Below are 14,033 nucleotides of genomic sequence, written 5' to 3'. Positions count from 1 at the left end.
TCAGTCTTACGCAGAGTGCTGAGACCCGCCTAAGAACACCCGCGAAACTCACGAAGTCCCCTCCTCGGGCGGCCGCGCGACCGGCGCGTTCCACTGCCGCCACAGCGAGACGACCCGAATCGTGACCACCGCCGCCGCGGCCACCACGGTGACCGGACCCGCCGGAAGTCGCAGAGCGTGACCGACGCCGACGCACACCGCCCCGGTGAGCGCGGCCACCGCGTAGATCTCCTTGCGCAACACGAGCGGGATCTCGCGGAGCAGCAGATCGCGGACCGCGCCGCCGCCGATGCCGCTGGTCATGCCGATCAGGCAGGCCGCGTAGACGGTCGCGCCCTCGTTGAGCGCCACGGTGGTCCCCGCGGTGGCGAACACGCCGAGCCCGAGCGCGTCGGCGAGCAGCACCGCGCGGCGCAACCGGGCGACCTGCGGGTGGAAGGCGAACACGATCAGTGCGGTGGCCGCGCAAACCGCCAGGTAAGGCCAGTTGCGCAGGGAGGTCGGCGGGGTGATGCCGAGCAGCACGTCACGGATGATGCCGCCGCCGAGCGCCGTGGTGAGACCGAGCACGATCACACCGAACACGTCCAGCCGAGCCCGCACCGCGGCGAGCGCACCGGACGCCGCGAACGCCACCAGCCCGAGGAACTCGAGCGCGATCAGGAGCATGTACCGGTCTTACTGGTCGAGCAACCCACCGCGATAGGCCAGCAGCGCCGCCTGCACCCGGTTGGCGGCGCCGATCTTCGACAGCACTGCCGAGACGTACCCCTTCACGGTGGCCTCGGACAGGTGCAGCCGGCCGCCGATCTCCGCGTTGGACATGCCCTGCCCGATCAGCGCGACGACCTCGCGTTCCCGTTCGGACAGCGATGCCAGCAGCTTGCGTGCCGGCTGCGCGGCCCGTTGCTCGTCGCGGTGGCTCTGCACCATGCGCGCCGCGACCCCGGGGTCGAGCACCGCACCGCCCTTGGCGAGGTCCCGGATGGCACGCAGCAACGCCGCGGGGTCGATGTCCTTGAGGAGGAAACCGTTTGCCCCCAGCCGCAGCGCCAGGCTGACGTACTCGTCGATGTCGAAGGTGGTCAGCATCGCGACGCGAGGCGGATCCGGCAGCGCCAGGATGGCCCGGAGCGCCCGGATCCCGTCGTCCGGTGCGCGCATCTTGATGTCCAGCAGAGCCACGTCCGGGTGGTACCGGCGGGCGACCTCCACCGCGGATCTGCCGTCACTCGCCTCGCCGACGATCTCGATGTCCGAGGCCCCCGACATCATGGCGCGCAGCCCCGACCGAACCAGTTCCTCGTCGTCGGCGAACATGAGCTTGATCAACGAAGCCCTCCGGCAGCCCTGGGTTGGAGGCGGCTCCCCGCACCCGTTACGGAAGATTACCTACTGTTGTTCAGGCTTTCGAAACCAGACACGACCAGGTGAGCCCACTGGTCCGGTTGAACGGGCCGGACCGCTGGTCGACCCCGTCGACTATCCCCCACATGGGCTACCCGAGTCTCGACATCCCTGCGCCATGCGCACGGCACTGACCGGGACACCGTCCACCGTGGCCAAGCGTCCGCGCAGTGGCGGCGCCGCCGAGCACAGCCGGGCGCTGGCCGGCGCCGTCGGGCACAGTCGGGCACTGGCCGGCACCGTCGGGCACAGCCGGGCAACAGGCCCGCACCGTCGGGTGCGGGCGGGCGCAACCGGGTGCGGGCGGGCGTGAGGGTCCATCGATCGTCCGGGCAGTGGCTCCGCGGGGAATCCGGTCGATGGGCGCACGCCGCTGTCCTTCGAAAGTCGAAGCCGCGGCCGGGGTTGCCCGTGGACCGGTGTGCGGCTTGCGGGAGCGGGCTCGTCGCCCATCCCTTCCTTCTGCCTGGTAGTGCCGCCGCCACGCGCGCCCAGGCGGTCCCACCGGAGCGTACGGCGCGGGTCATTCTTCGGTGGCGAGTGCCTCGATCCGCTCGGTGTGGAAGCGGATGGCCCGCGAGTGGTACCGGATGAGCTCATCCCGGGTGCGAGCCGCCGGGCCCTCGACCGGCTCATCGTCTCGCGAGGCCAGGCCGAACAGCACAAGGTCGGTGAATCTGTCGGCGATCTCCTCGGCACTCAGTGCCCCGGACGACCGGTACCATTTCCACAACCAGTTGCACATTCCGTCGATCGCGAAGACGGTGACGTTCTCGTCACTGCTGACGAATTCGCCGCTGCGCATGCCTTCGCCGATGATCTCCTGAACCACGAGGTCGCTTTTCCGCTTGAACTTGCGGAATTCCGCACGTACCTCGGCGGCTTCGCAGGCCACTGACCGATACCGACGGAGAGAGTCCGGCCGCCAGGAGCGGCGGAAGAAGCTCCCCTTCCTTTCCCGCGTCGTGCCTGCTTTGCTCCGCCGACCACTGCTACATGTTGTGCTCCCAGCTGCCGCGCGTGTCGACGTCTGCAGCATCCGCCAGCGCCTCCAGCTCCGCGATTTCCTCGGCGGTGAGCTCGATGCCGTGCGCTCGGACCAACCCGTCGATGTAGTCCGCCTTCGTGACCCCGATGATCGGGGTGGTTCCCTTGGCGATGGCCCAGGCGGTGGCGATGTCGGCGGCGGACGCGCCTCGCTCCTCGCCGATCGCCGCCATCCTGTCCGTCAGCCTCTGCAGCTGGGGCAGGATGCCGTTGTACACGACCGCCCGGCTGCTGCCCTCCGGCAACGGATGGGCCGGGCTGTACCTGCCGGTCAACGCCCCTTGTTCGAGGACCATGTAGGAGAAGAACCGCACGTCGTGCTCGCGGCAGTGATCAAGAATGCCCGCGCGTGCAGAGCTGCGGTACAGGAGACTGTAGTGGTTCTGGACCGCCTCCACACGAAACCCGGCCTCGCCGAGGATCTGATCGGCAATAGCGATCTGCGTCATGTTGTGGTTCGAGACGCCGACATGCTTGATCCTGCCGCTCTGCAGCAGCGGAATCAGCAGCGGCGTCCAACGGGCCACGTCGGCGGGGTTGTGGATCCAGTACAGATCCACATAGTCCGTGCCCATCCGGCCGAGGCTCTGCTCCAGCATGTCCGCGACCGGATCGTCGCCGTCGCCCGCGACCTGCGGGGTGAACTTCGTCGACAGCTGGTACTCGCTGCGGGCGTAGCCCTTCAACGCCTGAGCGAGAACCGTCTCCGAGCGGCCCATGCCGTACACCACCGCGGTGTCCCACAGGGTGAACCCGTTCGATTGCGCCTTCTCGACGACCTCTCGCAGGCCGGGCTCGGTCAGCTGACTGCCGAAATAGCCGTCGCCCACCTCGCCGCTGTCCCCCCAGGCCCACGTGCCCAGCGCCACCGCCGGCGCGGTCAGCGTCTTGCTCGTCATGTCCGCTACCTCCGTTGCTTGTTCTCCGGCCGTGGCGGCTTGTGGTGAACGCCCCGGCCGCCAGTGTCACGACATGTCCGGCCGCAACGTCCGATGCCCAGGAGACCGCGATCCCCGCCGCCGGAGAAGGTTGCGTTTATAGGGGGTACCACCTCAACCCCCCTCGCGCTGTGCTCAGCGGCTACCGTGGACGATATGGACCAGCAGCCCGGAAACCGCGGCGAAATCCGGCATTTCCTCGCCAGTCGGCGCGCCAGGATCACCCCGGTGCAGGCCGGACTGCCGACCAGCACCCGTCGCCGGGTCGCCGGGCTGCGACGCGAGGAGGTCGCCGTCCTGGCCGGCGTGAGCACGGAGTGGTACACGCGGCTGGAGAAGGGGCACATCGGCGGCGTGTCCGAAGAGGTCCTCGACGCGGTCGCTCGCGCCCTGCGACTGGACGACGACGAACGCACCTACCTGTTCGACCTGGCCCGGTCATCGCGGCCGGAGAACCGCACGCCACCGCGTCGCGGGGACGTCGAAGTCGCGCCACAGGTCCAGTGGCTGCTCGACTCCGTGACGATGTCCTCGGCGTTCGTACGCAACGGCCGCACGGACGTCGTCGCCGGTAACCCCCTGGCCCGAGCATTGTTTGCACCGATGTTCGACAGCGCCACCGTCGACCGGCGCGGCCGCCCCAACATCGCCCGCTACATCTTCCTCGACGCCGGCGCACGCGACTTCTTCGTCGACTGGGACGCGGCCGGCGATGCCACCGCCGCCCTGCTGCGCGCCGAGGCCGCGCGCGAGCCCCGGGACCGGGCACTGCGCGAACTCGTCGACGAGCTGTCCACTCTCAGCCCCGCGTTCCACGGCCGATGGGCCGCGCACGACGTCCTGATCCGCCACGACGGCATCAAACGGCTCCAGCACCCCGACGTCGGCCACCTGGAACTGACCTTCCAGTCCCTCGACCTGCCCCTGTCCGGCCAGGCCGTACACAACCTGATCACCTACACCGCCGAACCCGGCACCGCATCCGAAGACCGGCTCAAACTCCTGGCCAGCTGGGCAGCTACGCAATCCCGGGCGGCGGGACCCACCCGCCAGTCCCCTCAGCCCGGACCGCTCTGAGGTCGAACGGGATTGCCACCGCGTCCGGGCCGATCAGGGTCGCGTCGAGTCCGTCTGCTCGCGGCCGATGAGTCCTTCCGACTGGCCACAGTGGACGGTCGTAAGCCGAAGGTCGCTACGTCGTTGCTGACCCGCCGGGTCGAGCAGAGCATTTCCGGGTTCTAGGTCGTCGACATACTGGAGACCACTGGCGCATCACCGAACGCCTCGGCTACCAGGCCATCGCAGACCGGCTCAATCTCGATCCCGCGACCTGCGATCGTCGACAAGCTCAACTTCGTCCGCGACATCAACAACGAACGCACAGAACTTCACCAGCGCAAACACAACAAAGAGGGTGCCATGGCCGGCGCCTCTGCCATTCCCACCTTTGGAGTGCCCCCGGCAGGACTTGAACCTGCGACACCGGTTTTAGGAGAACCGTGCTCTATCCCCTGAGCTACGAGGGCGATCGGCGCCACACTATCACTCACCAGCAGATCCATCACCCAAGGCGGGTTGAAGGGCAGGTGCGGCGGCCCTGAGCTGGCGGTCTGCTCGGGGCGCCGCGAGCAAAGGTTGAGGTCCGGCATCTTGTCCCAGCCGGGCTCGGGGAAGGTGTCGAACGGTGCACCCCTGCCGCGCCGGCGTTCTTGGCGGGGATGCCCGAGGGCGATTCATGCCGACGTGGACGCAGCCCTCGGCGATCATCCTTACGAAACCGCGGGAGCCGCCGGTGATCGGCGCCGTGCGGGCGCCAAGGGCAACGAGCGTGGACGTATCCACCGGTTGCCATTTTCCTTGCAGAGCAACAGATCTTGTTCCCGGTTCTGCCGGTCCAACGTCACCGCCCACTCCGTGACGCACACTCCCGGGATCAGCCGTGCGGTCCAACTCGATGACACTGTCTCACCGAATTCGACATATTGAGATAATATCGATATTATCCTCGATGGAGTCGATTGCACCAGATGTCGACATCGTGGACTAGGGTTGCTGCATGGCCCGATCCAGCGTTGCCACCGCCACGCGGTCGAGCGTGGTGCTTCACCAGTTGCGTTCGGATGTCCTCAACGGTCGGCTGGCGCCGGGTTCGAAGCTGGGTTTCGCCGAGCTCAGGGAGCGGTACGACGTCAGCAGCGGGGTACTGCGCGAGGTGCTGCCCCGGCTCGTCGAGCAGGGGCTGGCGACTTCCGAGGCGCAGCTGGGGTTCCGCGTCGTCGATGTCTCGATCGACAACCTCACCCAACTCACCGAGGCACGGGTCGCGATCGAGACCTTCGTGCTCGGTGAGGCGATCGCTCACGGCGACATCGCGTGGGAATCCGACGTCGTCGCCAAGCACCACCGGCTTGAGCGGATCGGCCGCACTGTCGTCGGGCCGGAGATCAGTGAGGAGTGGCTCACCGCGCACGAGGAGTTCCACCTCGCCATCCTCGCCGGCTGCGGCAACAGCTATCTCTACCAGGCGGCCGCCCGCCTCCGCTCGATCTCGGAGGTCTACCGCTGCTGGTCGACGTCGGAGAACCGCCGGACGCATCGCGATATCGAAGCAGAGCACCGCGAAATCATGGAGGCCGCCATCGGCCGCGACGCCGAGGCCGCCGCCACCCGCAGTGAGCGACACATCCGACTCACCACCGAACTGCTGATCGCGAGCCGCCAGACGACGACTTCCGGCTGAGCCGGCCCGACGCGCGACTCGCGGTGCGGATCGTGACCAGGTTGGCCACCCGGGCCAAGCACAGATCGGGCAAGGGAGTCCGGCGCGAACGCCAGCAGCGCAACGCCGATGCCAGGCCCGTCGAAGGGGATCCGGTCTCCCACGCGGTATTGACCGCCGTCGCGTCCGTGGCCGAGAGCCGCTCGACCGGCACCCCCTCGCACAGCCAGCAGGATGTGCTGGCGGGTGATGTGGTGCAGGTCCTCCACTCGCTCGTTCCCCGCGGCCGCGGGAGCGAGCGAAGCAATCTCGAACAGCTGCAGACCGACCACGAACTCCCCGTCGTCGCGGAGTTCCAACGCCCCCAAGCGCAGAAGCTGGTTGACGATCCGGAGTGCCGTGCTCTGGTGAACGACCGCAACACCCGATCCAGGGTCAGCTCCCCGCAGCGGGTCGGCCGGACGCACGCCCGGGACCTTCAGTCGGGATGCGGACCGAGCCCAGTGGCCTCTTCACCGAAGGCGAGCAACAGGTTCCGCAGCCGACCGTCGAGGAGGTGCTCCGCGTTCACCTGCCGTCGACCGGGCTCGTGGAACTTCGCCTCGGAGAACGTGTCACGACGCTGACGGAGTCCCGCGATTCCGTCACCGGCGAGACCACACGCGACGACGGATCGATTTACGAGGCCACCACGGCATATGTTGCCTGCTGCGATGGCGCGCGGGGCGTCACCTGTGAGGCCATCGGCTCGACTTTCTCCGGAGCGTCATCCCCGTACCAGAACCTCAACATCAGTTCCCCGTGGCCGCTGGCCCGAGGATCCCCTCTCCCGCGGGCCTCGGTGGCAGGAGCGATCGCGACGCTCAGTGCTGCAGGGTCATCGCGTAGATCCCGAGCCCGCTGTTGCGTTGCCAATCGAGCCCTCCGGATCCGGGTGCCACCCAGGCCGGCACGGACGGGGTGGCCAGGGACAGCGAACGGACCTGCTTCCCGGATTCCAGCGGGACTGTCGTCTCGTAGAGCGAGGCCTTGCTGTCGATCTTCCCGGTTCCGGCCTTGAGCTGGTACGCAGTCGTCAGCGCCACGGCGTTGCCGAAGTCCGGGGTTTCGTTCGCCCAGCCCGTGAGTTCCAGCGGAACCGTCGCCGTGCTGCCGTCGGTGTAGGTGACTACCGCGGTGGCCGACGCGGCACCGGTGCTGCCGTTGTCGGACGCACCCACGATGTGGAGGCTGCGGTAGTGCCCGGACGGGAGGGCGAGCGCCTGCCCGGTGGACTTGACGAAGTTCCGGCTGGTGCCGGAGGTCGGAGGGGCTTGGTAGGTGACGCCGTCGAGGGTCACCGGTCCCGGCGCGGGCAGCTGGTCGGCAGCGTAGCTCGTACCGGTGCCGTCGAAGTTGCCCTCGCCGGGGGCAGCGAGGGTCGCGACGCCGTCGTTGTTGTAGGCAGCGTTCAAATCGACGGCGCACGAGGTGTTCGTCTGGATCGCGCAGCTCCCGGCCTGCTGGACCACGACGGTGACGGTCTTCTCGACCGCAGCGGCGCCGGGGAGCTGGGCGGTGACCGACACCGGATAGGTACCTGCCTTGGTCCCGGCCGGCGCCGTGATCCGCAGCTTGTCGTTCACCTGGGCCGGGAGCCCGTTCGAGTCGGCTGTGCGCACTGCGGAGGACGGGGAGACCGACCACCCCTTCGGCCCCGTCGTGGTCACGGTGATGCGTGCGGTGCGCGGCGCCGTGGCGAGCAGCGTCAGATCGGCTTCCTGTTGCGAAGCTTGACCCGCCGCGGGCGCCATGACGACCTGACCGGGTGCGACCTCAACGTTCAGCTGATGCTGCGGGTTCGGCGTCGGGTCGATCGACGGCGGAGCGTCCTTCGCGGCCGTTGCCCATGCGGTTGGCTTGGTGCTCAGTGCGTAATCGATGCGACCCCCGTTGGCGATATCGGCCTGGTCGACCCAAGCCTTGCCCCACGGTTTGCCGTTCACCGTCGCCGAAGCGATGTAGCGGTTGCTCATGCTGGTGCCCGGCGCGGAGATCGTCAGCGTCCCGCCCGATGTCCTCCCGTAGCCGCCGATCTGCACCTGCGCGGCCGGGAACTGCGGAGTGGTGAGGACCTCGAAGTTGGCACCGCTTGTCGTGGGGTAGAGCCCCAGCGACGACAGCACGTACCAGGAGGACATCTCACCCATGTCGTCGTTGCCGGGGATCCCGCCGGGGGTGTTCGTGAACAGGGTCTCCTGCGCCTTGACCACGGTCGCGGTGTTGCCGGGCCGCCCGGTCCACGCGTACAGGTACGGCGCGATGAGGTTCGGTTCGTTGTTCGGGTTGTACTTGGTGGAGTCGTAGTAGTCGTACGGGTCGCTCACCCACGCCTTGCGCGCGGTCCCCGCCGGATCGGTGACGAGATCTTCGTAGGCGAAGAAGTCGTTCAGCCGGGCGGTCGCCGGGTCGCTGCCACCCAGCATGCCGACAAGTCCGGCCGGATCCTGCGGCACCATCCACTGGTACTGGCTCGCGTTCTGCTCGTGGAACGCGTGGTTGCTCGTGACCGGGTCGTACGGGGTCAGCCAGGTACCGTCGGCCGCGGTGCGGGGCCGGAACTGCTTGGTCTGCGTGTCGAAGACGTTCTTGTACGCCTGTCCGCGCTTGGCGAACATCGTGGCGTCGGACGCGTGGCCCAGACCCTTCGCCATCAGCGCCAGTGACGCGTCGGCTGCCGCGTACTCCAACGTGGCCGACGTGCCGTAGTAGCAGTCGTTGTCGTTGCCCTTGGTCGGACAGCAGTTGCCGCCGGTTCCGCCCGTCGCGCAGTCGCCGTTCGACGTGATGTTGAGGCCGTACGGGACATACCCGCGTTCCGCGTAATACGCGACACCGGCGCGCCCGTTCTCGCGGACGTCGGCGGACGGCACCTCGGTCGCGTTCGCCCGGAGGTACTTGTAGGCCTCCTCGGCGTCCGCTCCGGTGAGCAACCCCTTCGACCAGCCCTCGACCAGGAACGGGGTGACCGGATCACCGGTCATGATGTTGCCCTCCTGGTCTTCCAGGTACCAGCGCGGCAACGCTCCCCCCTCTCGGGCAATCGCGAGAACCGACATGTCGATGTCGTGCGCGACCTTCGGCACGAGCATCTCGAGCAGCTGGTTCTGCGACCGGAAGGTGTCCCACAGCGAGAAATTGCTGTAGGGCGTGTAATCGCGGGCCGTGTGGATCCTCTTGTCGGCTCCGACGTAGCGGCCGTCGACGTCCCCGATGAGGTTCGGATCGAGCATCGAGTGGTACAGCGCCGTGTAGTACGCGACCTGCTGATCGTGCGACCCGCCCGCGATCGCGGCCTTGTGCAGCATCGTGTTCCACTGATCGTGCAACGTCTTGTGCGCGGCGTCGAAGTCGAATCCGAGCTTCCCCGTCTCCGTGGCCAGGTTCTTCCCGGCGCCGGCAAGGCCGGTGAAGGAAAGCCCCACCTTCGCAACAACGGGCGCGTCGTTCTTCGTCGTGTCGAACGTGACCCATGCCCCGTTGGCCCCCTTGGCCGCCGAATCCCGGGAGGCGGGCGTCCGCTCGGATCCCTGCCAGGTGCCGTACGACGCGAACGGCCTGCTGAGCTCCGCGACGAAGTAGGTCTTCTTGGAGTCCTCGACCCAGCCCTCCACGGTTCGGTCGCCGACCACGTGGATCTCGGAAGCGGTCACGCCGGCACCGGCGTTGAACAGCACGTTCGCCTGGCTCGTCCGCGGGAAGGTGTACTGCTGCCATCCGGTCCGCGCGGTCGCCGTCAGCCCGACGCGCACGCCGTACTTGTCGAGTTCTGTCCGGTAGTAGTCCGGACTTGTCGTTTCGTTGGCATGGCTGAAGGTCGACGCGTACTGTGCCGGGTCGGTCGAGCTCACCGCCCCGGTGGTGGGCATCATCGGCAGGTAGTTGAACCGGCACCCGTTGATCGTCGTCTGGCTGAACCCGGTGACCGTGTCGGCGGACTGCGTGGCACACCCCGTGCCACCGGCGGTCTTCATCAGCGGACTCTCCTGCACCAGACCGAACGGCGCGCCCGCGGCAGGGAAGTCCAGCCCCTCGTTTTCCGTCCCGATGAACGGATTCACCAGCTTCGTCGGATCGGCCGGCACCCCCGGCGCCGAGGCAGACGCCAACGGCCGCGCGGCTGCGTTCGCACTTGCCGCCGCACCGGCGACGGATCCCGCGACCGCGAGGGCGACGCTGAGTACAACTGCCCCCCATCGAGCTCTGATGCTGTGCCGGGCTACTGCGTATCGCGCTGACCGCATGTCATCCTCGTCGTGTTCACGTCCATGACACCGTTGTCATGAGCCCGCAGATGACGTTAGCCCGCTTCTTCCGGCTCCCACAAGAGGCGCACGCCAGGTCCGACGTCCGCACAAGCGGCGACCTGCGCGGCGCAGTTCGGGCTCATCGCGACGGCGGAGGCCCGCTCGACGTCGATCCCCCGGTCATCGGCAAGCAGCAAGACCGGCCTGCTGTCCACATTGGCCAGTCGCGGATAGTTGTTTCGCCGGTCGCCCGAGCCGAGGCAGAAGATCACCGCTGCCACGGTCGCGGATCAGCAGACCGGTCGAGCGGCGAAAGCGCGTCCAGCTCCCGGACCGACCCCGGGGCAGCGTGCACGGCGGTGGTCTTCGTGCTGACCGGTGGGTGCGCAGGACGGTGCCGACCGCGCACCGGACGTTCACCGAGTGGACCGAGGCCGGCCCGTGGCACCGGCCCAATCATGCGGTCCCCGACGGAGCATCCGTCCGGGTCAGGAAAGGGGCACACACCGTCAGTTGCTCGGGGCGGTCTTCCAGACCGACACGTGTTTGGTGCTTTCCGCGGTGAATTCCGAACGGTCCCAGTCCGACCAGCGGGATTTCAGGCTCATCCCGGCGATGCGAGCCATGAGGTCCATCTCGGCAGGCCATGCGTACCGGAACGGAATTCGGCGGAACCGTCCGCTTCCGTCCGGTGACACGGTGACGTGGTTCGACGTGAACTGCTGCGTGACGACGTCGTACTGATCGAACCCGACATAGCCGCCGGCGGCACCGGGCGCCACCGTGAACGCGGCGGTGTCCTGCCCGGGTGGCAGGCGACGCAGGTCCGGCAGGCCCACCTCGACGAGGAACAGCCCGCCCGGCCGCAGATGCGCGGCCGCATTGCGAAAGACCTCGACCTGCCCGTCCTGCGTGGTCACGTTGCTGATGGTGTTGAACACCAGATAGACCATCGAGAACTGACCGGCCACCCGCGTCGTCGTCATGTCGCCGATCACGACTTCGACCGCGGCACCGCCCGGCTTGTCCGCGATCCGCGCCGCCATCGCCCGGCTCAGCTCGATGCCGCTCACCGGCACCCCGCGAGCGGCCAGCGGCACGGCGATCCGCCCGGTCCCGACGGCGAACTCGAGCACCGGGCCGTCGGCCAAGTCTTCGAGGACAGCTACCGCGGGCGTCACCACTTCGGGCAGGTTCGCACCACCCGGGGAGTCGTAGTCCGCAGCCACGCTCTCCGGGAACCAGCCGTCCGCCGGATCATCTCCCGGGGTGGCCGAACTGATCACGGTCGCCGACGCTACTCCCGCGGCCGTGCGCTCCACACCCCATTTTCGCCGCCCGGTCGCTCATCATCGCCCGAGCACGCGGTCGCAACCACATCCGGACACCACCTCGCAGGCGGATCGAGTGCTGCGCCGGGAACGCGGTGCGCTGCACCGGGTCGTGGCGCTCGGCGCGGTCGTGCCACAAGTCTGCCCTTTGTGGTCAGGCCGCTTCCGGTGCCGATCATAGTCGCTGGACGGTCCCCGGACGTCGTGCTACTACTCGAAAGACCGCTCGTGCAGGAGGTTTCCCGATGACGACCGTGGCTTGCCCCTATCCGTTCCAGGAGGCCGGCAGGCTGAACCTCGCGCCGGAGTACGGCCGGTTCCGCCGGGAAGACGGGCTGGGCCGGGTCGAGATGCCCTACGGTGGAAGCGCGTGGCTGGCGACCAAGCTGGCCGATGTCAAGCTCGTGCTCGCCGACCTCCGGTTCAGCCGCGCGGCGGCACTGCACAACGACATGCCGCGCACGGTTCCGATGGTGGAGAGCACGCCCGGACTGCTGAACCTGGACCCGCCGGAGCACACTCGGGTGCGCCGGGTGGTCGCGCGGACGTTCACCGTGCGCCGCATCGAGGTGCTGCGGCCCAGGATCCAGCGGGTGGTGGACGATCTGCTGGACCGGATGCTCGAGCTGGGCCCGCCTGCCGACCTGGTCGCCGATTTCACGCTGCCGCTGGCGGTCACCACGATCAGCGAGCTGCTCGGCGTCCCGCAACACCGCCGTTCCCAGTTCCACGAGTGGTCGGACAAGGGCGCGGCCATCTCCGACGTACCGGTCGAGGAGATCGTCGAGGCCCGTCGTCAGCTGGAGTTGTTCTTCGCCGAACTTGCCGCCGAACGCCGCGCGGAACCGACCGACGACCTGATCGGACAGCTCGTCTCGGCGCGCGAAGCCGAGGACCGGCTGACCGACGACGAGCTGGTGCAGCTGGGCGTCACCCTGCTCGCGGCGGGGCACGAGACCACCGCCAACCAGCTCTCCGGCTACGTGTACACGCTGCTGACCCGGCCCGAGCTGTGGCAGCGGCTGCGCGCAGACCCGGCGCTGGTACCCAAGGCGGTCGAGGAACTGGCGCGGATCACCCCGCTGGGGGTGGTCACCTTCGGCCGGATCGCCAGGGAGGACATCGAGGTAGGCGGCACCCTGGTACGCGAGGGCGAGACCGTGGTCTGCCAGATCGCCGCCGCCAACCGCGACGAACTGGCCTTCGCGCAGGCCGACGAGGTGGACTTCGACCGCGAGAACAATCCGCACATCTCGTTCGGGCACGGGATCCACCACTGCCTCGGCGCGCCGCTCGCCCGGGTGGAACTGCAAGCAGGCCTCGGCACGGTGCTCCGCCGGCTGCCGGAACTGCGCCTGGCAGTACCGGCGGACGAGGTCCCGTTCAAGACCGGCCGCCTGCTCCGCGGACCCCGGTCACTGCCGATCAGCTGGTAGCGGGGCCGCTGGTGCGATGCGGGCTCGACGTCGGTGACGGTGCGGGCGATGCCTGCTGCCGTTGGGTCTGGGTGTCTCGGGGCCTTGCTGCACCAGGGCGTCATCACAGTCCTGACCGCGGACATCGACCCGAGGACGGCCACCTGTAAGACATCCATGTCGCAGCCGTGATCACCAGGCTTGGGGTGTTACTGGGCACCGAGACGTTCCCGACCACGTCGGCGGGCTGTCTGCGACTAGCTGGCTTGGGCGCACGAATTCGGGACGGTTCGGCGAGCCGGTATCGAATGCACCGGTTCCTACCGTGCTGCGCCGGCCCGTCACCTCGCCCCGCCAGCGGTCCCGGTCATCGAGGTCAACCGCACAGACCGTGGTGAACGACGCCGACGCGGCAAGCCCGACCCCCTCGATGCCGAGGCCGCAGCACGAGCGGCGTTGTCCGGCCGTGCTGCCCGAGCTCCCTCAACCAGCTTGACTTCCCTAGTTGTACTGCCCGGGGAGGTTGGAGATGCGGCTGGCGGGTGGGTGCCCGGCGAGCGTGGTGTGGCTGCGGTGGTGATTGTAGGTGTGCAGCCATCGCGGGAATGTTTCGCGGCGTTGGGTTTCGGACTGGTAGGGCTGGGCGTAGGCCCACTCGTCGAGCAGGGTGCGGTTGAACCGTTCCGCTTTCCCGTTGGTGAATGATCCCAGCCGTGATGAGAGCTTCGTGCCAGAGGCGGGACTTGTAGCATGGTCCGTTGTCGGTGAGTGTCCGCTGAACGGTGATTGCGCTGGCAGCAAAGAAGATCTGGGAGCGCTGCCAGAACGCGACCGCGGTTTCCTTCTTCTCGTCGGGCAGGATTTCGCTGTAGGCGGGTCGGGAATGATCG

Annotated in this window: 10 protein-coding genes, 1 tRNA gene and 3 pseudogenes; 5 read left to right on the top strand and 9 right to left on the bottom strand. The window is 68.2% G+C overall.

Annotation, left to right across the window (positions count from 1 at the left end):
• Positions 1 to 48 precede the first annotated feature (48 nt).
• From ABD793_RS34800 to ABD793_RS34785, 4 genes are all read right to left on the bottom strand, one after another.
• Positions 49 to 669: a trimeric intracellular cation channel family protein gene (locus ABD793_RS34800; RefSeq protein ID WP_344867576.1), complete on the bottom strand. Its 621-nt coding sequence runs from the start codon at positions 667 to 669 to the stop codon at positions 49 to 51.
• Between the two features lie 9 nt (positions 670 to 678).
• Positions 679 to 1,332 (bottom strand): response regulator, encoded by a 654-nt coding sequence (locus tag ABD793_RS34795; RefSeq protein WP_344867574.1) that lies wholly within the window; start codon positions 1,330 to 1,332, stop codon positions 679 to 681.
• A gap of 598 nt (positions 1,333 to 1,930) precedes the next feature.
• Complete coding sequence (locus ABD793_RS34790) at positions 1,931 to 2,302, bottom strand: TetR-type transcription factor C-terminal domain-containing protein (protein ID WP_344867572.1); 372 nt, start codon at positions 2,300 to 2,302, stop codon at positions 1,931 to 1,933.
• 97 nt (positions 2,303 to 2,399) lie between these two features.
• Positions 2,400 to 3,353, bottom strand: a complete 954-nt coding sequence (locus ABD793_RS34785; RefSeq protein ID WP_344867571.1) for an aldo/keto reductase — start codon at positions 3,351 to 3,353, stop codon at positions 2,400 to 2,402.
• A 195-nt stretch (positions 3,354 to 3,548) separates the two neighbouring features.
• Here ABD793_RS34785 and ABD793_RS34780 point away from each other — a divergent pair, with 195 nt between their 5' ends.
• The gene (locus tag ABD793_RS34780; protein ID WP_344867570.1) at positions 3,549 to 4,469 is read left to right on the top strand and encodes a helix-turn-helix transcriptional regulator; all 921 of its coding nucleotides are present in this window, start codon (positions 3,549 to 3,551) and stop codon (positions 4,467 to 4,469) included.
• 376 nt (positions 4,470 to 4,845) lie between these two features.
• On the opposite strand, the gene ABD793_RS34775 is transcribed toward ABD793_RS34780, so the two are convergent.
• A tRNA-Arg gene (locus ABD793_RS34775) sits at positions 4,846 to 4,918 on the bottom strand.
• A 530-nt stretch (positions 4,919 to 5,448) separates the two neighbouring features.
• On the opposite strand from ABD793_RS34775, the gene ABD793_RS34770 reads away from it, so the two are divergent.
• Positions 5,449 to 6,132, top strand: coding sequence for a GntR family transcriptional regulator (locus tag ABD793_RS34770; protein WP_344867568.1), 684 nt, complete (start codon positions 5,449 to 5,451; stop codon positions 6,130 to 6,132).
• 466 nt (positions 6,133 to 6,598) lie between these two features.
• Positions 6,599 to 6,892 (top strand): annotated as a pseudogene (locus ABD793_RS42890) (FAD-dependent monooxygenase); the annotation flags it as partial.
• A gap of 82 nt (positions 6,893 to 6,974) precedes the next feature.
• Here ABD793_RS42890 and ABD793_RS34765 read toward each other — a convergent pair.
• On the bottom strand, positions 6,975 to 10,259 hold the full coding sequence (locus tag ABD793_RS34765) for a GH92 family glycosyl hydrolase (RefSeq protein ID WP_344867566.1): 3,285 nt from the start codon (positions 10,257 to 10,259) through the stop codon (positions 6,975 to 6,977).
• Between the two features lie 191 nt (positions 10,260 to 10,450).
• The gene (locus ABD793_RS34760) at positions 10,451 to 10,678 is read right to left on the bottom strand and encodes a hypothetical protein (RefSeq protein WP_344867564.1); all 228 of its coding nucleotides are present in this window, start codon (positions 10,676 to 10,678) and stop codon (positions 10,451 to 10,453) included.
• Positions 10,679 to 10,708: 30 nt separating this feature from the next.
• On the opposite strand from ABD793_RS34760, the pseudogene ABD793_RS42885 reads away from it, so the two are divergent.
• A pseudogene (locus ABD793_RS42885) lies at positions 10,709 to 10,896 on the top strand (IS5/IS1182 family transposase); the annotation flags it as partial.
• 10 nt (positions 10,897 to 10,906) lie between these two features.
• Here the strand turns inward: ABD793_RS42885 and ABD793_RS34750 are convergent.
• Positions 10,907 to 11,683: a class I SAM-dependent DNA methyltransferase gene (locus ABD793_RS34750; RefSeq protein ID WP_344867562.1), complete on the bottom strand. Its 777-nt coding sequence runs from the start codon at positions 11,681 to 11,683 to the stop codon at positions 10,907 to 10,909.
• A 290-nt stretch (positions 11,684 to 11,973) separates the two neighbouring features.
• Between ABD793_RS34750 and ABD793_RS34745 the strand changes: the two genes are divergently transcribed.
• Positions 11,974 to 13,164, top strand: coding sequence for a cytochrome P450 (locus tag ABD793_RS34745; RefSeq protein ID WP_344867560.1), 1,191 nt, complete (start codon positions 11,974 to 11,976; stop codon positions 13,162 to 13,164).
• Between the two features lie 480 nt (positions 13,165 to 13,644).
• Here the strand turns inward: ABD793_RS34745 and ABD793_RS34740 are convergent.
• A pseudogene (locus tag ABD793_RS34740) lies at positions 13,645 to 14,033 on the bottom strand (integrase core domain-containing protein); the annotation flags it as partial.

Origin of the sequence: Amycolatopsis ultiminotia, from assembly GCF_039536925.1 — a bacterium.
GTDB lineage: Bacteria > Actinomycetota > Actinomycetes > Mycobacteriales > Pseudonocardiaceae > Amycolatopsis > Amycolatopsis ultiminotia.
The sequence above is the reverse complement of the archived record's forward strand: the minus strand, read 5'-3'. Positions and strand labels throughout refer to the sequence as shown.

What these genes read in the sequence shown, in the direction of transcription:
- ABD793_RS34800 (WP_344867576.1), bottom strand. Translation starts at nt 669, where the DNA reads ATGCTCCTGATCGCGCTCGAGTTCCTCGGGCTGGTGGCGTTCGCGGCG.
- ABD793_RS34785 (WP_344867571.1), bottom strand. Translation starts at nt 3,353, where the DNA reads ATGACGAGCAAGACGCTGACCGCGCCGGCGGTGGCGCTGGGCACGTGG.
- ABD793_RS34780 (WP_344867570.1), top strand. Translation starts at nt 3,549, where the DNA reads ATGGACCAGCAGCCCGGAAACCGCGGCGAAATCCGGCATTTCCTCGCC.
- ABD793_RS34770 (WP_344867568.1), top strand. Translation starts at nt 5,449, where the DNA reads ATGGCCCGATCCAGCGTTGCCACCGCCACGCGGTCGAGCGTGGTGCTT.
- ABD793_RS34745 (WP_344867560.1), top strand. Translation starts at nt 11,974, where the DNA reads ATGACGACCGTGGCTTGCCCCTATCCGTTCCAGGAGGCCGGCAGGCTG.